Genomic DNA, 17221 nt, shown 5'->3' on the forward strand with positions numbered 1-17221 from the left:
GTGTCAGGCGGCGGCGTTGAGCTCGAAGGTCTCGAGGCCGGCGGCGATCAGTTCGGGGGTGATGCCATAGCCCCAGGCGGCGGCCACGGCGGCCAGCAGGGCCTCGGCCAGGCCGGCGTCGCCGCCGCGGCCCTTGCGGCCCAGCACGCCGTGCAGGTCGGGGCCGTTCAGGTCACCCTGGGGCGAGCGCAGCGTCACCCGGCCGGCCTGCAGCACCGCCGCGCGGCCGCCCCCGGCCAGGTGCTCGGTCAGCGCGGCGGGCAGGCCCTCGGGTCCGTCCACGGCGTACATCAGCACCTCGCCGTCACACAGTTCGGCCATGCCGGCGATGCGCGGGTCGGCGGCGTTGAGCACGCCCACACCGTCGGCCAGCACCACGTCGATCTGGGTGCGCAGCACCTTGAACATCGCGTCGGCGTCGAACACATCGTGGTGGGCCAGGCCCTGCCAGCCGTCGGTGTCGGTGACCACGCCCACCTGGCAGCGGTCGTAGGGCAGGCCGTCGCCGAGGACCAGGCCGGCGTCGTTCTCGAACACCGCGGCGCGCGCCTCTCGGTTCATCAGCAGGCGGTGGCTGGCGTCCCAGAACTGCTTGCCGGCGCGCTCGATGCGGCGGCTGCCCAGGAACAGGCCGTCGCGGCAGGCCAGCGCGGTGGGCGTGCCGGTCAGGTGGATCAGCCAGGCCACCGCGCGGGCGATCAGCGCGCCATGGCGGCTGCCGGCCACGCCGACGATGGGGATGCGGCCCGGGTGGGCGGCGTCGTCCTCGGGCGGGAACAGGTGGTCGACGATGGCCTGACCCACCGGGCGGGGCTGGCCCACCGCGGGCTTCAGGTGCATCAGCAGGCCGGGGCCGGCATTGACCTCGACGATCGCCCCGCCCTGCGCTTCCAGCGGCTGGCCGATGTCCTCGCAGACCAGGTCGACGCCGGCGATGTCCAGGCCCACCGCGCGCACCGCCAGCGACACGTGGTGCGCCACGTCGGGGTGGATCTCGTCGGTGCAGTCGATCGCCACGTTGCCGTTGCGCTGCACCAGCACGCGCTTGCCGGCCGGCACCACCGACGCGCCGGTCAGGCCCTGGCGCTGCAGGTCGAGCACGATGACCTCGTCCTCGGTGATGTCCAGGCGGTTCAGCGGATGGGCCTCGGTGGTGCCGCGGCGGGGGTCGGAGTTGATCTGGCTGTCGATCAGCTCGGTCACGGTGCTGCGGCCGTCGCCGGTGATCCAGGCGCTCTCGCCGCGGGCCACCGCCACCACCTGGCCGCCCACCACCAGCAGGCGGTGCTCGTTGCCGCGGATGTAGCGCTCCACCAGCACCTCGGAGCCGTGCTTGTCTGCCAGCTCGAAGGCGGCGCGCACGTCGGCCTCCTGGGTCAGGTCCAGCGTCACGCCGCGGCCGTGGTTGCCGTCGCTGGGCTTGATCACCACCGGGGCGTCCATGTCCTGCGCGGCCTCCCAGGCCTCGTCGGCGCTGGACACCGACACGCCCTCGGGCACCGGCACGCCGCAGGCCTTCAGGATGGTCTTGGTCAGGTCCTTGTCCCCGGCGATGTTCTCGGCGATGGCGCAGGTCAGGTCGGTTTCGGCGGTCCAGATGCGGCGCTGGCGGGCGCCGTGGCCCAGCTGCACCAGGTTGCCGTCGTTCAGGCGGATGTGCGGGATGCGGCGGTCGGTGGCCGCCGAGACGATGCAGGCGGTGGAGGGGCCGAGGAAGGAGTCGTCGATCGCGTCGCGCACCGCGGCCACCGCGGCGTCCACGTCGAAGGCCTCGTCGCGGATGGCCGCATGCAGCAGCGCATGGCCCTGGGCCAGCGCCACCCGGGCCACCTGCTCGTCGCGGGCCCGGAAGACCATGCGGTAGACGCCGTGCTGGCTGGTGCTGCGGGTCTGGCCGAAGCCGGTGGGCATGCCGGCCAGGTTCAGCAGCTCGATCACGCAATGCTCGAGGATGTGGCCGGCCCAGGTGCCTTCGTCCAGGCGCTGCAGGAAGCCGCCGCGCTCGCCCACGCCGCAGTGGTGCTCGGCCAGCGCCGGCAGCAGGGCCAGCAGGCGGGCATTGAAGCCGGGCAGCTTGTTCGAGGGCCAGTCTTCCAGCTCACCCAGGTCCAGCCAGACCTCCAGCACGGAGCGGTAGGTCCAGATGTTGGGGCCGCGCAGGTAGGTGATGCGTTGAAGCTGGATCTCTCGGGGACGCGCTGTCATGGGGTGATGGGTGGCTTCAGGTGGGGGGTGGACCCGTCGGGGCCTCGCCCCGATTGTGAACCGAGGCGGCAGGCATGGTCTCCGGGCGGGCCCGGGTGTCGCAAATCGCGGAAAATCAGCGCCAGAGGCGGTCTTCCCGCCCGCCAGCCCCGATGCCCCACGCCCATTCCGACGCCCAGACCCCCCGACCGACCGTGCCCCTGGGAGCACCGCTCGATGAGCGGGACAACGTGCTCGCCCAGCTCGCGGTTGACCTGGACGAGGACCTGCGCTTTGCCGGCGGCTGGCTGCTGCTGACCGAGCGCCAGCTGCTCAGCCGCAGCGGCGACGGCCCCTGGCAGGCGATCCCGCTGGCCGACGGCCAGACCCTGCGCCACGCCGACCATGCCGGCGTCGGCACGCTGGAGCTGGTGCAGGGCGAGATGCTGCAGCAGCGCTGGCGCTTCACGCTGGGCGCCAACGTCCAGGCGCTGCGCCTGGTCAAGCGCTTCGAGCAGCTGCAGGAGGCGCGCGCCCACGGCCATGCGCCCGAGGGCGACGACCCGACCCGCTGCCCCTCCTGCCGCAACACCCTGCCCGACGACTCCGACGAGTGCCCGATCTGCACCCGGGAGCTCAACACCCCGCCCAGCACCTGGGTGCTGCTGCGCCTGTGGCGCTTCGCCCGCCCCTACCGCGGCCAGCTGCTGGCCGGCTTCCTGCTGACGCTGGCCTCCACCGCCGCGCACATGGTGCCGCCCTACCTGACCATCCCGCTGATGGACGAGGTGCTGATCCCGTTCCAGAACGGCCAGAAGATCGATCCCACCTACGTGATGTGGCTGCTCGCCGGCCTGCTGGGCTCGGGCCTGATGGCCTGGGGCCTGGGCTGGGCGCGCACCTGGATCCTGGCGCTGGTCTCCGAGCGCATCGCCGCCGACCTGCGCACGACGGCCTTTGAACACCTGCTGGGCCTGTCGCTGGACTACTTCGGCGCCAAGCGCACCGGCGACCTGATGGCCCGCATCGGCAGCGAGACCGACCGCATCTCGGTCTTCCTGTCGCTGCACGCGCTGGATTTCGCCACCGACGTGCTGATGCTGGGCATGACCTCGATCATCCTGTTCTCGGTCAACCCCTGGCTGGCCCTGGTCACGCTGGTGCCGCTGCCCTTCATCGCCTGGATGATCCACACCGTGCGCGACCGCCTGCGCACCGGCTTCGAGAAGATCGACCGCGCCTGGGGTGACGTCACCAACGTGCTGGCCGACACCATCCCCGGCATCCGCGTGGTCAAGGCCTTCGCCGCCGAGCGCCGCGAGGCCAACCGCTTCCGTGCCGCCAACCAGGCCAACCTGCAGGTCAACGACCGCCTGAACAAGGTCTGGAGCCTGTTCACGCCCACCGTGGCGCTGCTGACCGACATCGGCCTGCTGGTGGTCTGGGGCTTCGGCATCTGGCAGGTCAGCCAGGGCCAGATCACGGTGGGCGTGCTCAGCGCCTTCCTGGCCTACATCGGCCGCTTCTACGGCCGGCTCGATTCGATGAGCCGCATCGTCTCGGTCACCCAGAAGGCGGCGGCGGGCGCCAAGCGCATCTTCGACATCCTGGACCACGTCTCCAACGTGCCCGACCCGGCCGATCCGGCCAAGCTGCCGCCGGGCGGGCTGAGCGGCGGCGTGACGATGGAGAACATCTCGTTCCGCTACGGCAACCGCTCGGTGATCCGCGGCCTGAACCTGGAGATCCGGCCCGGCGAGATGATCGGCCTGGTCGGCCACAGCGGCTCGGGCAAGAGCACCCTGGTCAACCTGATCTGCCGCTTCTACGACGTGACGGACGGCTCGATCAAGGTGGACGGCATCGACCTGCGCCGCATCGCCGTGGCCGATTTCCGCAGCCACATCGGTCTGGTGCTGCAGGAGCCCTTCCTGTTCTTCGGCACCGTAGCCGAGAACATCGCCTACGGCCGGCCCGATGCCACGCGCGAGCAGATCGTGGCCGCCGCGCGGGCCGCCCATGCGCACGACTTCATCCTGCGCCTGCCGCAGGGCTACGACTCGCTGGTGGGCGAGCGCGGCCAGGGCCTCTCCGGCGGCGAGCGCCAGCGCATCAGCATCGCCCGCGCGCTGCTGATCGACCCGAAGTTCCTGATCCTGGACGAAGCCACCTCGGCCGTGGACACCGAGACCGAGAAGGAGATCCAGAAGGCGCTGGACAACCTTGTGCAGGGCCGCACCACGATCGCCATCGCCCACCGCCTGTCCACGCTGCGCAAGGCCGACCGGCTGGTGGTGATGGACCGCGGCGAGATCGTCGAGGTCGGCCCGCACGACGAGCTGATGGCGCGCCAGGGCCACTACTGGCGCCTCTACGAAGCCCAGGCCCGCAAGGCCGAGGCCGAGGACGACGAGGGCTCCGACCACGACGCCGTGCTGCTGGCTCGCCAGCCGCAACCTTCGGCCCACACCGGCGCCTGATCGACGATGAGCACCCCCGCCTTCACCCTCACCCGCAACCCGCTGGGCCGCCTGGTCTGCACGCTGGCCGACGGCAGCGAGCACGTCGGTGTGCTGCCCGTGCGTGCCTTCCCGATCGCCGCGCCTGACGAGGGCGTCTCGCTGGTCGGCCCCGCCGGCCATGAGCTGGTCTGGATCGAGCGGCTCTCGGCCCTGCCAGACGCGCCGCGCCGGCTGATCGAGGACGAGCTGGCCGCGCGCGAGTTCGTGCCGCGCATCCAGCGCATCGTCGCCGTGTCCACCTTCTCCACGCCCAGCACCTGGACCGTCGAGACCGACCGCGGCCCGGCCACGCTGGTGCTGAAGGTGGAGGAAGACATCCGCCGCCTGCCCGAGCGCGGCCGGCTGCTGATCACCAGCGGCCACGGCGTGGTCTTCGAGGTGCCCGACCTGCTGGCGCTGGACCGGCATTCGAAGAAGCTGCTCGAACGCTTCCTCTGAGCGGCGCGGCGGCCGATTTGCCGGCCTGCGCGGGCGCTTTTGCCGGCTTTGTCCGGGCCCGGCGCACGGCACAGTAACGCTTGGTGTGTCAGCTGCCCCCAAGGGCGGCTGGCCGCGGCCGTGGCGGGAGCAGCGCCGGTGCGGCCGCGAGAAGGCCGCCCAGCGGCACGTCCAGGCTGCCGGAGACATGGGCCGATGTTCGCCAACCTCTCTTTCCAACACAAGGTCCGCCTGCTGCTGGCGGTGGCCCTGGTCGCCGTGCTGGGCACGGCCAGCCTGGCCGTCTGGATGGACGCCCGCCACATCGAGCAGGGCCGTCGGGCCCAGCTGGTGACCGCGGTGCAGTCGCTGGCCAGCCTGGTGCAGTCCTACCAGGACCAGGCGGCGGCCGGCAAGCTCTCGCAGGCCGACGCCCAGGCGGCGGCGGCCGAGGCCGTCAAGCGCGCCCGCTACGGTGGTGCCGACGGCAAGAGCGACTACTTCTACATCTGGGCGCTCGACGGCACCGGCGTGATGCACCCGATCAAGCCCGAGTGGAACGGCCAGAACATGGTGGGCAAGATCAAGGACGGCCGCGGCGGCGACGTGCTGGGCCTGCTCCAGCAAGGCCTCCGTAACAGCGCCGACGGCCGCGCCTTCGTGGACACCTGGTTCCCGCGCCCCGGCTCCGACACCCCGGTGCCCAAGCTGCAGTACGTGGTCAAGGTCCCCGGCTGGGACTGGATGGTCGGCTCGGGCCTGTACATGGACGACGTCTTCGCCGAGGTGCGCGCCACGGTGATCCGCGGCGCCGTGGCGGTGCTGCTGACCACCTCGCTGCTGGTGGCGCTGGCCTGGACGCTGGCGCGCAGCGTGCGCCTGACGCTGGGCGGCGACCCCGCCGCGGCCCGGGCCATCGTGGCCGAGGTGGCCCAGGGCCGGCTGGACGTGCCGATCCCCGCGGCCCCGGCCGGCAGCCTGTTCGACGGCCTGTCGCAGATGCTGGCCGGCCTGCGCCAGATGGTGGGCCAGGTCCGCCAGGCCACCGACTCGATCGGCACCGCCTCGGGCGAGATCGCCAGCGGCAACGCCGACCTCAGCCAGCGCACCGAGCAGACCGCCTCCAACCTGGAGAAGACCGCCTCGGCGATGGAGCAGCTGACCGCCACCGTGCGCCAGAGCGCCGATTCGGCCCGCACCGCCAACCAGCTGGCCACCTCGGCCGCCGACACCGCCCGCCGGGGCGGCGAGGTGGTCTCGCAGGTGGTCTCGACGATGGGCGAGATCAACCAGTCCAGCCAGCGCATCGCCGACATCATCGGCGTCATCGACGGCATCGCCTTCCAGACCAACATCCTGGCGCTGAACGCCGCGGTGGAAGCCGCGCGCGCCGGCGAGCAGGGCCGCGGCTTCGCGGTGGTGGCCGGCGAGGTGCGCAGCCTGGCGCAGCGCTCGGCCTCGGCCGCCAAGGAGATCAAGACCCTGATCGGCACCTCGGTCGAGAAGGTCGAGTCCGGCGCCCGCCTGGTGGGCGACGCCGGCCGCACGATGGACGAGATCGTCGCCTCGGTGCAGCGCGTCACCGACGTGGTCGGCGAGATCAGCTCGGCCGCCGCCGAGCAGAGCCAGGGCATTGGCGACGTCAACCGCGCCATCACCGAGCTGGACCAGATGACGCAGCAGAACGCCGCGCTGGTGGAGCAGAGTGCCGCCGCCGCCGAAAGCCTGCGCGAGCAGGCGGGCCGCCTCAGCGGCGTGGTGGCCGGCTTTCGCATCGGTGCCGTGACGCTGGCGCCCAGCCCGGCACCGGCCCCTCGCGCGGCACCGGCGGCCCCTGCGGCACCCAAGCGCAGCACCCCGGCCGCCGCAGCACGCCCGGCCGCCCCGGCGCCGGTGGCGGCCACCGCCAGTGCTGACGACGGCGACTGGGCCACCTTCTGATTGATCGCACGCCGGGCGGTGGCCCGGCCCGGTGGCCCGGTCCTGTCAGCGGCCCCTTCAGCGGCCCTGTCAGCGGCCCGGCAACGCCGCCAGCCAGTCCGGCAGCTCCTGCGGGTCCAGCAGCGGCCAGCCGCCGCTGAAGCGCGCCCAGGCCTGGGCATGCTTGTCGGCCACGGCGGTCAGCACCGGCACGCCGGCGGCCAGCAGGGCCATCAGCTCATCGGCCAGGCCCTCGCCCTCGGCCTCCAGGCCGCCAAAGCGGTTGATCACCACCAGGTCGGGCGGCGGCTGCTCGTCCAGCGCGCGGCGCAGCACCACGCTGGCGCGCGCGAAGCCCTGGGTGTCGACGCGGCAGCCGGTGGCGCCCGGGCCCAGGTCCTGCGAGACCAGGAAGGACTCGCCGGTCTGCACGTCCTTCAGCACCATCGCGCCACAGGCGGCGGCGCCATCGGGCCAGGTCATCATCAGGCCGCGCACCCGCAGGCCCTCGGCCTGGGCGCGCGCGGCGGTGTCGGCCAGCAGGGCATCCATGTCCAGCGTACCGTTGTGCTGCAGGGCGGCGAGGTGCATGGCAGGATCATAGCCAGACATATGCTTTCCTGACGCGCCGACCGCCAAGCTGCCCCCATGCCCATGCATTCCGAGCCCCCTGCCGCCACCCGACTGCTGCCGGGCCTGCTGGTTTGGGCCGTCACCTGGCTCGGCCTGCTGCTGCTCGATGGCCGGCTGGACCTGGCCACGATGTCGCTGCTGCTGGTGGCCGGCTCGGCGCTGGCCACGCCCTGGCTGCCGGTGGGCTGGTCGCTGCTGGTCAGTGCCGCGTCGGTGCTGGGCTTCAACTGGGCCTTCGTGCCGCCGCGCGGCAGCTTCACGGTGGACGGCAGCGAGCATGTCTGGCTGCTCGTCGGCATGGCCGTCGTGACCTGGGTGGTGGCGGCGCTCAGCGCTGCGCTGCGCCGCCAGTTGGCCGAGGCCCGGCGCTGGGCCCGCCGCGCCGAGCAGCTGCGCCAGTGGGGCGAGGCCACGCGCGATTGCGACGAGCCCGTCACCGAGGCGGCCCAGCTGCAGCAGATGCTGTCCGACCTGGCCGGCGGCCCGGCCGCGCTGTGGGTGCTGCGCGGCGCCGGGCTGCGCCCCGGCGAGCCCTCGCCCGCCGACGCCGCCGACCCGCGCCTGTTCGCGCTGGGCGCCACCGATGCCGAGGAAACCGCCGGCCTGGCCCATTGCCTGCGCCAGCGCGAGGCCATGGGCCCCGGCACCGGCCGCCACCAGCACCTGCCGCAGTGGTACCTGCCGCTGCGCGGCCGCGCCGCGGTGCTGGGTGCGGCCCTGCTGCGCGGCGAGGCGGTGCGCCGCATCGACGACGACGCCCGCCGCCATGCCCAGGCGCTGTGCGACCAGCTGGGCCAGGCGCTGGAGCGCCGCCAGTCGCGCGAGGCCGAAGACCTGGCCCGCGCCGAGGCCCGCACCCAGCAGGCCCGCAACGCGCTGCTGGCGGCGGTGTCGCACGACTACCGAACGCCGCTGGCCACCATCCTGGGCGCCGCCGATTCGCTGATCGACCAGGGCGCGCAGCGCTCGGCCGAGCAGCGCCGCGCGCTGGCCCAGACCATCCGCGACCAGGCCACGCAGTTGGCCCGCCTGACCGACAACACGCTGCAGCTGGCGCGCCTGGATGCGCCGGGCGTGACGCTTCGGCTGGACTGGGAGTCGCCGGAGGAGATCGTCGGCGCCGCGCTGCACCGTGCGCGCCAGCGCGAGGCCGAAGGCCAGTGGCGCGCCCGCGGCAGCACCACCCGGCTGCATGCGCGCACCGAGCCCGGTCTGCCGCTGCTGCGCTGCGACGCGGTGCTGCTGGCCCAGCTGCTGGACAACCTGGTCGACAACGCGCTGGCCTATGCCCCGGGCGACAGCCCCATCGAGCTGCTGGCGCGGCGCCAGGGCGAGCAGCTGCTGCTGGCGGTGCGCGACCGCGGCCCCGGCCTGCCGCCGGCCGAGCGCGAGCAGGTCTTCGAGGTCTACCGCCGTGGCCCCGAGTCGGCCCGCGCGGCGCGCGGCGCCGGTGTCGGCCTGGCGGTCTGCCGCGCCATCGCCGAGGCCCATGGCGGCAGCATGAAGCTGCGCCGGCGCGGCCACGGCGGCAGCGCCTTCGAATGCCTGCTGCCGCTGCACGAGGCCCCTGTCGGCCCCGATCCCGAACCCCTGGTGCTGCCCGATGAAGGTTCTGCTGGTCGAGGATGACCGCGCGCTGGGCGCCACGCTGCGCGACGCGCTGGAGGTGGAGGGCCACCAGGTGCGCCACGCCGCCAGCGTGGCCGAGGCGCGCGCGCTGCTGGCGCATGACAGCCTGCCCGACATGCTGCTGCTCGACCTGGGCCTGCCCGACGGCGATGGCGCCGCGCTGCTGGCCGAGGTGCGGCGGCGCCACGCCTTCGCGGTCATCGTGATCTCGGCGCGGCAGGACGACGCCGGCAAGATCGGCCTGCTCGACGGCGGCGCCGATGACTACCTGGTCAAGCCCTTCGCGCTGGGCGAGCTGCTGGCGCGCATGCGCGTGGCCTGGCGCCACCGCGGCCACGCCGCGACGCCGGTGGTCACGCGCTACGAGCAGGACGGCCTGCGCGTCGACCTGGCCGCACACCGCGTGCAGCGCCGGCAGGGCGGTGACTGGGCCGACGTGCACCTCACGCCCACCGAGTTCAATCTGCTGGCGCGCCTGGTGCGCAACGCCGGCCAGGTGGTCACCCACCGCCAGCTGCTGGCCGATGTCTGGGGCGCCGAGTTCACCGAGCACACCCACTACCTGCGCCTGTACATGGGGCAGCTGCGCGCCAAGCTCGAGGACGAGCCCGCCGCGCCGCGCCGCCTGCTGACCGAGCCCGGCGTCGGCTACCGGCTGATGCCACCGGCCGGCTGAGGCGTTCCTTATGCGCTCCTGATGCGCCCGCCCGCACCATGCGGGCCATGGACAAGACCCACGATGCCCACGCGCCCCAACCCCTGGGCGCCCTGACCCTGGCCGCGATCGGTGTCGTCTTCGGCGACATCGGCACCAGCCCGCTCTACACCGTCAAGGAGATCTTCGGCCCCGGCGGCGTGCCGCTGGACCACGCCCACCTGGTGGGCGCGGTGTCGGCCATCCTGTGGTCGCTGATGCTGGTGGTGACGCTGAAGTACGTGGTGCTGATCCTGCGCGCCGACAACCGCGGCGAGGGCGGCGTGATGGCGCTGACCGCGCTGGCCGCCCATGCGGTGGAAGGCCGCGCGGGGCTGCGCGCCGGCCTGCTGGTGCTGGGCCTGTTCGGCGCCACGCTGTTCTACGGCGACAGCATCATCACCCCGGCGATCTCGGTGCTGGGTGCGATGGAGGGCCTGGAGGTGCTGGCGCCCTCGCTGCACGACTGGATCGTGCCGCTGAGCCTGCTGGTGCTGGTGGCCCTGTTCGCGGTGCAACGCTTCGGCACCGCGGTGGTCGGCCGCGCTTTCGGCCCGGTGATCGTGCTGTGGTTCCTGGTGCTGGCCGTCAGCGGCCTGCACCAGGTGCTGCAGCAGCCCGCCATCCTGGCCGCGCTGGACCCGCGCCAGGCCGCCAGCTTCCTGATCGACCGCGGCCCCGGCGTGCTGCTGGCGGTGGGCGCGATCGTGCTGGCGCTGACCGGCGCCGAGGCGCTGTACGCCGACATGGGCCACTTCGGCCGCCGCCCGATCCAGCTGGCCTGGAGCGCGCTGGTGCTGCCGGCGCTGGCGCTGAACTACCTGGGCCAGGGCGCGCTGCTGATGCGTGACCCCGGCGCGCTGGAGAACCCCTTCTTCCGCCTCTTCCCGGAACCGCTGCTGCTGCCGGCGCTGGTGCTGGCCACGCTGGCGGCCATCATCGCCTCGCAGGCGGTGATCTCGGGCGCCTACTCGATGACGCGCCAGGCCATCCAGCTGGGCTACCTGCCGCGCATGCGCATCCACCACACCTCGGCCGCCACCTCGGGCCAGATCTACCTGCCGGGTGTGAACTGGCTGCTGCTGCTGGGCGTGCTGGCGGCGGTGCTGCACTTCGGCAGCTCGTCGGCGCTGGCCTCGGCCTACGGCATCGCGGTGACGCTGACCATGCTGATCACCACGCTGATGACCTTCTTCGTCGTGCGCCACGCCTGGCGGCTGCCGGCGCCGCTGGCCTGGGGCGCCACCGCCTTCTTCCTGGCGGTGGACGCGCTGCTGGTGGCCGGCTGTGCGGTCAAGCTGTTCGACGGCGGCTGGTTCCCGCTGGCCATGGGCGGCGCGCTGTTCCTGCTGATGAGCACCTGGGCCCGCGGCCGCGCGCTGATGGTGCGCAGCATCCGCGCCGACGGCCTGGCGCTGGACGACTTCCTGCGCCACCTCGACACCGGCGCGGTGCCGCGTGCCAGCCGCACCGCGGTCTACGCGGTGGCCGACCCGGCCACCGTGCCGCAGGCGCTGCTGCACAACCTGAAGCACAACCAGGTGCTGCACGAGCGCAACCTGATCCTGACCGTGCGCTTCACCGACACGCCGGTGGTGGCGGACGCGCAGCGCGCCGAGGTGGAGCCGCTGGTGCCGGGCTTCTGGCGCGTGACGCTGCGCTTCGGCTTCATGGAGACGCCCGACGTGCCCGCGGCCCTGCAGTGCTGCGCCGCCCAGGGCCTGCCGGTGCCGGTGTTCGAGACCAGCTTCTTCCTCAGCCGCGAGACGGTGGTGCCCACCGACGGCGCCGGCATGGCGCGCTGGCGCGAGAAGCTCTTCGCCTGGATGAGCCGCAACGCCGGCAGCGCCGCCAGCTACTTCCGCCTGCCGGACAACGCCGTGGTGGAGCTGGGTACGCGGGTGCAGATCTGAGCGGCCTCCTGGGTCGCGCCCCGGCCCGAGCTCCAGCCCGCGGGCATCCCGGCCCCTGACCTGCGGCGCTATGCTGGCGGGATGCCCGCTCCCACCCCCGCACGCGAGCCCGGCCGCCCCGACACCGGCTGGCGCCTGCGCCTGTACACCATCATCTTCGAGGCCGACACCCGCGCCGGCCGCGCCTTCGACATCGCGCTGATCGCCCTGATCCTGCTCAGCGTGGCGGTGGTGGTGCTCGACAGCGTCGAGTCCATCCACCAGCGCTACGCCGCCGTCTTCACGGTGCTGGAGTGGAGCTTCACGCTGGTCTTCACGCTGGAGTACCTGGCCCGCCTGGCCTGCGTGCGCCACCCGTGGGTGTATGCGCGCAGCGCCTTCGGCATCATCGACCTGCTGGCGGTGCTGCCCACCTACCTGGCCTTCTTCTTTCCGGGGTTGCATGCGCTGCTGGACGTGCGGGTGCTGCGCCTGCTGCGGGTGTTCCGGATCTTCAAGCTGGGCGCCTACGTGGCCGAGTACGGCGCGCTGGGCCGGGCGCTGTGGCTGTCGCGGCGCAAGATCCTCGTCTTCCTGTCCTTCGTGCTGATGGTGGTGCTGGTGATGGGCACGCTGATGTACGTGGTGGAGGGGCCGGCCAATGGCTTCACCAGCGTGCCCACCGGCGTGTACTGGGCGATCACCACGATGACCACCGTGGGCTTCGGCGACATCACGCCCAAGACCGACCTGGGCCGGCTGATCGCCTCGGTGATGATGCTGCTGGGCTGGGGCACGCTGGCGGTGCCCACCGGCATCGTCAGCGCCGAGTTCACCGCCCAGCGCCTGGAGCCCACCACCCGCACCTGCCCCGAGTGCCTCAGCGAGGGCCACCTGGCCACCGCGCGCTTCTGCCGCGACTGCGGCGCCACGCTGCCGCCCTACCAGCGCTGAGGGCGGCTCGCCCCGGCGTTTTCCGGGCTGGAATCGCCGTCGGGGCGGCGGTACATTCGGCTGCATCCCGAGCCCGCCGACGATGAGGAACGCCCCCGACCGCCCCTTCTTTGCCGACCGCCTGCAGATCGTCGAGCTGGCGCGGCGGCGCTACTTCGAGGATGGGGTGTCGCCGGCGGGCGTCGTCAGCGAGGCGGTGTTCCAGTCCTGGGCACGCTGCCAGCGCCTGCATGACGGCCCGCACCGCGCCGTCGAGTTCCAGCCGGTGACCGAAAGCCGCACCCGCCTGGCCCTGCAGCGCAACCGCCACCTGCATGACGCCTGGCAGGCCGAGCTGCCGCAGCTGCAGCGCCTGCTGGGCACCACCAGCTGCGCCGCCATGCTGACCGACGGCAGCGGCGTGATGATCGGTGCCACCTGCGCCGGCCGTCCGCACGAGCACCTGATCCCGGTGGCCGCCCGCCTGGGTGTCGACCTGTCCGAGGAGGCGGTGGGCACCACCGCGCCCGGCGTGGTGGTGCGCACCGGCGCGCCGGTCAGCGTGATCGGCGCCGAGCATTTCTTCGACGGCGTGCGTCAGATGCACTGCGCCGCGGTGCCGATCCGCGATACCCAGGGCCGGCTGGCTGGCGTGCTCGACATCTCCAGCGAGGCGATCGCCTTCGGCTTCGACGCGGCGACCGTGGTCGGCCACCTCGCCGGCGCGATCGAGAACCGCCTGCTGCTGGCCCAGGCCGGCGAGCACCTGGTGCTGCGCCTGCAGGTGGCGCTGCCGCTGCTGGAGTCGTCGGCCGCCGGTCTGCTGGGCATCGACAGCCAGGGCCGTGTGGCCTGGCTCAATGGCCAGGCGGCGCGCCTGCTGGGGCAGCCCGAGCGTGCGCCGCAGTCCGAGCCGCTGCAGGCCGAGTCGGTGCTGGGCCAGACGCTGGACGCGCTGACCGCGCTGCCCAGCCACGTGGCCAGCCCCCTGCCGCTGCCCAGTGGTCTGGTGCTGTGGGCGCGCAGCGAGGGGCGCGGCGAGACCCGCCCACGCGGCTGGGTCAACCTGGCCTGGTCGGCGCCGCCCGCGGAACAAACCCCGGCCCCGGCCGAGGCGGCCGCACCCGCTGAGGCGCAGGCGCCAACCGCCACGGCCAGGGCCACGGTGCGCGATGCCCAGGGCGAGCTGCTGCAGCGCACCCTGCAGGCCTGCGGCGGCAACCTCTCCGAGGCCGCCCGGGTGCTGGGCGTGTCACGCGGCTGGGTTTACCGCCGCCTGCCCTCCGGCGGCGACCTCACCAGCCATTGACGCTGCCGATGTACAGCCAGATCGACTCCATCGTCTCTGGCTTGACGATGCCGCCCCAGGCGGGCATCTGGCGCTTGCCGTTCGTCACCGACTGGATGAAGCGCTCCTTCTCGTCCTTCGGAAAGGTCCGCAGGTCGAAGTAGGCGCTGCTGGTGACGGCCAGGTTGATGCCGTGGCAGCGGGCGCAGGTGCTGGTGTAGGCGCGGCGGCCGGCCTCGGCGCTCGGCACGGCCGGCGCGGCGGACGCCGCAGGCACCGCCGAGGCGGCCTCCTGCGCTTGCAGCGGGGCGGCCGCCGTCAGTGCGGCAGCCAGGATCAGCGCACGCGTCATCGGGGCAGCGCAAAGGTCCACAGCGAGCTGCCGGCCGGCACGTTGGCCAGCTCGGCATCGCCCGACAGCGCGCCATACACCGTGGCCGCACCGCTGGTCACCGTGATGTACTGGCGGCCGTCCTTCTCCCAGGTGATGGGCAGGCCCGAGATGCCCGAGCCGGTCTGGAAGCTCCACAGCTCCCGGCCGTTCGCCGCGTCATAGGCCTTGAACTGGCCGGTCTGCGTGCCGGTGAAGACCAGGCCCGGTGCGGTGGTCAGCACGCCGGCCCAGTTGGGCGACTTCAGCAGCACCTCCCAGGCCTTCTTGCCGGTGATGGGGTTCCAGGCCACCAGCGCGCCGCGGTGGCCGTCGGCCGGCGCGACGAAGCCTTGCAGCTCCAGGCCCAGCCACCAGTTCGGGCCGCCCGGGCGCTCCTGCCTGGTGTAGCGGACCTTCATGCCCAGGTCCACGGTGTTGAAGAAGGCCAGCTGGCGCTTCGGGTCGAAGCTCATCGGCATCCAGTTCTTGCCCCCATAGGCGCTGGGCCACACCTCGACCGCCTCGGCCATCTCGGGGTTCCTGCGCACCGACTCGGTCATCGCGGTGGGCACCGGGCGGCCGGTTTTCATGTCCACGCCGCTGGCCCAGTTGATGGTGCGGGCGAACGGGTCGGCCTTCAGCAGCTGGCCGTTGCGGCGGTCCAGCACGTAGAAGAAGCCGTTGCGGTTGGCCTGCATCAGGACCTTGGTGGCCTGCCCATTGATGGGCAGCTCGGCCAGCACCAGCTCATTGGCGCCGTCGTAGTCGAAGGGGTCGGCGGGCGAGAACTGGTAGTGCCAGGCGATCTCGCCGGTGGACGGGCGCAGCGCCAGCACCGAGCCGGTGTAGAGGCTGTCGCCGCCGCGCATCGCAGCGTTCCAGGGCGCGCCATTGCCCACGCCCCAGTAGACCAGGTCCAGGTCGGGGTCGTAGGTGCCGGTCAGCCAGGTGGGGCCGCCGCCGGTTTCGGCCATGCCGGGGGCCCAGGTCTCGGCCCCCTTGTCGCTGCCGGCGGCGGTGGTCCAGCGGTGCCACTTGCGTGCGCCCGTCTTCAGGTCCCAGCCGTCCAGGAAGCCGCGCGTGCCGTACTCGCCGCCCGAGATGCCGGTGATCAGCGTGTCGCCGGCAATCAGCGGCGCATGGGTCATGCTGTAGCCCTGCTTGTAGTCGGCCGCCTTGACCTTCCAGAGCTGCTTGCCGTCGGCCATGTTGATGGCCACCACATGGGCGTCCAGCGTGGTGCGGTAGAGCACGCCGTTGAGGGCCGCCAGGCCGCGCGACTGGATGCCGCAGCACAGGTAGCCGTTGATGTCGGCCGGCAGCTCGATCGGCGTCTTCCACTTCTGGCGGCCGGTGATCGGGTCCAGCGCCAGGGTGTGGGAATGCGTGGCGAGGTACATCACGCCATTGATCAGCAGCGGCTGGCTGGAGGCGTTGGCCGAGTTGTCCAGGCTGAGGTTCCAGACCGGCACCAGCCGGCCCACGTTGGCCGGCGTGACCTGCGCCAGCGTGCTGTGGCGCTGCTGGCCCCAGCCCATGCCGTAGGTGCTGACGTCGGCCGGCGTGGCGGCGTCCTGGCGCAGGTCGGCCAGGGTCTGCGCTGTCGCCGGGGCGGCGGACAGGGCGATCAGCGCTGCGATCAGGGCGGCGGCGATCGGGGTTCGGGTGGCTTGCATCGGGGGTCTCCTGGCCTGGGCAATGGGCGCCAGGGTAGGGCGGCCGGGCCTCGTCGCACCAACCCGTGCCAACCCTAGTGCCTGGTTGTCCCGTTTCGCGACGATCGCCCCGCGCGCAATCCGAGCGCCGGGCGCGGTGCGCGCGCCACAGCGGCATGACAAGGTGGCGCGATGCCACCGCTCGTCATCGCCGTGACACCGCGCAGGGCCGACGATGCGGGCCTTCTCCCCAAGGAGCCCCGCATGGACTTCAGCAGCCTTCACCAATTCCTCAGCACCACCGTCGCCGAACTGGCGATCAAGGTGCTGGCCTCGCTGGCCTTCTGGGTCATCGGCCGCTGGCTGATCGGCCGCGTGGTCGGCATGATCCAGGCGGCGATGGGCCGCAACCACGTCGACCCCACGCTGACCAAGTACCTGGGCAACATCGTCGCGGTGGCGCTGAACATCGCCCTGGTGCTGGGCATCCTGGGCTACTTCGGCATCCAGACCACCTCCTTCGCGGCGCTGCTGGCCGGCGCCGGCGTGGCCATCGGCGCGGCCTGGAGCGGCATGCTGGGCAACTTCGCTGCCGGCGCCTTCATGCTGGTGCTGCGGCCCTTCAAGGTGGGCGACTTCGTCAGCGTGGGCGGCGTGCTGGGCACGGTGCGCGAACTGGGCCTGTTCGCCACCACCATCGTCACGCCCGACAACGTGATGACCCTGGTGGGCAACGGCAAGATCTTCGGCGACACGCTGCAGAACTTCAGCGCGCTGCCGGTGCGCCGCGTCGAGCGCACCGCGCAGCTGGCGGTGGGCGTGGACCCGCTGGACGCCGTCGCCCGCCTGAAGGCCGCGGTGGCCGCCATCCCCAACGTGTCCACCGAGCAGCCGCCCGAGGTTTCGCTGCTGGACATGAACCTCAACGGCTGCGTGATCGCGGTGCGCCCCTACTGCGCCAACGAGCACTACTGGCAGGTCTTTTTCGACACCAACGAGGCCATCGTGCGCACCGCGCAGCAGGCCGGCTGGCCGGCGCCCACGCCCTCGCAGATCACCCGCATCGTCCAGGCCTGATGCG

Annotated in this window: 13 protein-coding genes; 9 read left to right on the top strand and 4 right to left on the bottom strand. The window is 72.6% G+C overall.

The window, feature by feature from the left end; translation table 11 throughout:
* Window positions 1–3: 3 nt before the first annotated feature.
* The gene (locus tag KAK07_RS14705) at window positions 4–2205 is read right to left on the bottom strand and encodes a cyanophycin synthetase (protein WP_210861536.1); all 2202 of its coding nucleotides are present in this window, start codon (window positions 2203–2205) and stop codon (window positions 4–6) included.
* A gap of 152 nt (window positions 2206–2357) precedes the next feature.
* Between KAK07_RS14705 and KAK07_RS14710 the strand changes: the two genes are divergently transcribed.
* The 3 genes from KAK07_RS14710 (at window position 2358) to KAK07_RS14720 (ending at window position 7064) form a co-directional block, all read left to right on the top strand.
* On the top strand, window positions 2358–4664 hold the full coding sequence (locus tag KAK07_RS14710; RefSeq protein WP_210861538.1) for a cyanophycin metabolism-associated ABC transporter: 2307 nt from the start codon (window positions 2358–2360) through the stop codon (window positions 4662–4664).
* A gap of 6 nt (window positions 4665–4670) precedes the next feature.
* Window positions 4671–5144 carry a cyanophycin metabolism-associated DUF1854 family protein gene (locus KAK07_RS14715; protein ID WP_210851726.1) on the top strand — a complete coding sequence of 158 codons (474 nt, stop codon included), beginning with the start codon at window positions 4671–4673 and terminating at the stop codon, window positions 5142–5144.
* Between the two features lie 195 nt (window positions 5145–5339).
* Window positions 5340–7064 carry a methyl-accepting chemotaxis protein gene (locus KAK07_RS14720; protein WP_210851727.1) on the top strand — a complete coding sequence of 575 codons (1725 nt, stop codon included), beginning with the start codon at window positions 5340–5342 and terminating at the stop codon, window positions 7062–7064.
* A gap of 69 nt (window positions 7065–7133) precedes the next feature.
* Here KAK07_RS14720 and KAK07_RS14725 read toward each other — a convergent pair whose 3' ends face one another.
* Window positions 7134–7634, bottom strand: a complete 501-nt coding sequence (locus KAK07_RS14725; RefSeq protein ID WP_210851728.1) for a DUF2478 domain-containing protein — start codon at window positions 7632–7634, stop codon at window positions 7134–7136.
* A gap of 57 nt (window positions 7635–7691) precedes the next feature.
* Between KAK07_RS14725 and KAK07_RS14730 the strand changes: the two genes are divergently transcribed.
* From KAK07_RS14730 to KAK07_RS14750, 5 genes are all read left to right on the top strand, one after another.
* Window positions 7692–9305 (top strand): sensor histidine kinase, encoded by a 1614-nt coding sequence (locus tag KAK07_RS14730; protein WP_210861540.1) that lies wholly within the window; start codon window positions 7692–7694, stop codon window positions 9303–9305.
* Complete coding sequence (locus KAK07_RS14735; RefSeq protein ID WP_210851730.1) at window positions 9280–9981, top strand: winged helix-turn-helix domain-containing protein; 702 nt, start codon at window positions 9280–9282, stop codon at window positions 9979–9981. Before KAK07_RS14730 ends, KAK07_RS14735 begins: the two co-directional genes overlap by 26 nt.
* Before the next feature lie 47 nt (window positions 9982–10028).
* Window positions 10029–11912, top strand: coding sequence for a potassium transporter Kup (locus tag KAK07_RS14740; RefSeq protein ID WP_210851731.1), 1884 nt, complete (start codon window positions 10029–10031; stop codon window positions 11910–11912).
* Between the two features lie 81 nt (window positions 11913–11993).
* The gene (locus KAK07_RS14745) at window positions 11994–12845 is read left to right on the top strand and encodes an ion transporter (protein WP_210851732.1); all 852 of its coding nucleotides are present in this window, start codon (window positions 11994–11996) and stop codon (window positions 12843–12845) included.
* 82 nt (window positions 12846–12927) lie between these two features.
* On the top strand, window positions 12928–14133 hold the full coding sequence (locus KAK07_RS14750; RefSeq protein ID WP_210861542.1) for a helix-turn-helix domain-containing protein: 1206 nt from the start codon (window positions 12928–12930) through the stop codon (window positions 14131–14133).
* Here the strand turns inward: KAK07_RS14750 and KAK07_RS14755 are convergent.
* Complete coding sequence (locus KAK07_RS14755) at window positions 14120–14464, bottom strand: c-type cytochrome (protein ID WP_210861544.1); 345 nt, start codon at window positions 14462–14464, stop codon at window positions 14120–14122. The two genes, KAK07_RS14750 and KAK07_RS14755, sit on opposite strands and share 14 nt — an antisense overlap.
* A complete protein-coding gene (locus KAK07_RS14760) occupies window positions 14461–16161 on the bottom strand; it encodes a PQQ-dependent dehydrogenase, methanol/ethanol family (protein ID WP_210861546.1) in 1701 nt (566 codons plus the stop codon). Before KAK07_RS14760 ends, KAK07_RS14755 begins: the two co-directional genes overlap by 4 nt.
* A 243-nt stretch (window positions 16162–16404) precedes the next feature.
* On the opposite strand from KAK07_RS14760, the gene KAK07_RS14765 reads away from it, so the two are divergent.
* Complete coding sequence (locus KAK07_RS14765) at window positions 16405–17217, top strand: mechanosensitive ion channel family protein (RefSeq protein ID WP_210851736.1); 813 nt, start codon at window positions 16405–16407, stop codon at window positions 17215–17217.
* Window positions 17218–17221: the final 4 nt, after the last annotated feature.

The sequence above is a fragment of the Ideonella alba genome (genome assembly GCF_018069875.1).
Classification (GTDB): domain Bacteria; phylum Pseudomonadota; class Gammaproteobacteria; order Burkholderiales; family Burkholderiaceae_C; genus Ideonella; species Ideonella alba.

Coding starts and splice junctions, on each gene's coding strand:
- KAK07_RS14705 (WP_210861536.1), bottom strand. CDS start 2,205: ATGACAGCGCGTCCCCGAGAGATCCAGCTTCAACGCATCACCTACCTG.
- KAK07_RS14710 (WP_210861538.1), top strand. CDS start 2,358: ATGCCCCACGCCCATTCCGACGCCCAGACCCCCCGACCGACCGTGCCC.
- KAK07_RS14715 (WP_210851726.1), top strand. CDS start 4,671: ATGAGCACCCCCGCCTTCACCCTCACCCGCAACCCGCTGGGCCGCCTG.
- KAK07_RS14720 (WP_210851727.1), top strand. CDS start 5,340: ATGTTCGCCAACCTCTCTTTCCAACACAAGGTCCGCCTGCTGCTGGCG.
- KAK07_RS14725 (WP_210851728.1), bottom strand. CDS start 7,634: ATGCACCTCGCCGCCCTGCAGCACAACGGTACGCTGGACATGGATGCC.
- KAK07_RS14730 (WP_210861540.1), top strand. CDS start 7,692: ATGCCCATGCATTCCGAGCCCCCTGCCGCCACCCGACTGCTGCCGGGC.
- KAK07_RS14735 (WP_210851730.1), top strand. CDS start 9,280: ATGAAGGTTCTGCTGGTCGAGGATGACCGCGCGCTGGGCGCCACGCTG.
- KAK07_RS14740 (WP_210851731.1), top strand. CDS start 10,029: ATGGACAAGACCCACGATGCCCACGCGCCCCAACCCCTGGGCGCCCTG.
- KAK07_RS14745 (WP_210851732.1), top strand. CDS start 11,994: ATGCCCGCTCCCACCCCCGCACGCGAGCCCGGCCGCCCCGACACCGGC.
- KAK07_RS14750 (WP_210861542.1), top strand. CDS start 12,928: ATGAGGAACGCCCCCGACCGCCCCTTCTTTGCCGACCGCCTGCAGATC.
- KAK07_RS14755 (WP_210861544.1), bottom strand. CDS start 14,464: ATGACGCGTGCGCTGATCCTGGCTGCCGCACTGACGGCGGCCGCCCCG.
- KAK07_RS14760 (WP_210861546.1), bottom strand. CDS start 16,161: ATGCAAGCCACCCGAACCCCGATCGCCGCCGCCCTGATCGCAGCGCTG.
- KAK07_RS14765 (WP_210851736.1), top strand. CDS start 16,405: ATGGACTTCAGCAGCCTTCACCAATTCCTCAGCACCACCGTCGCCGAA.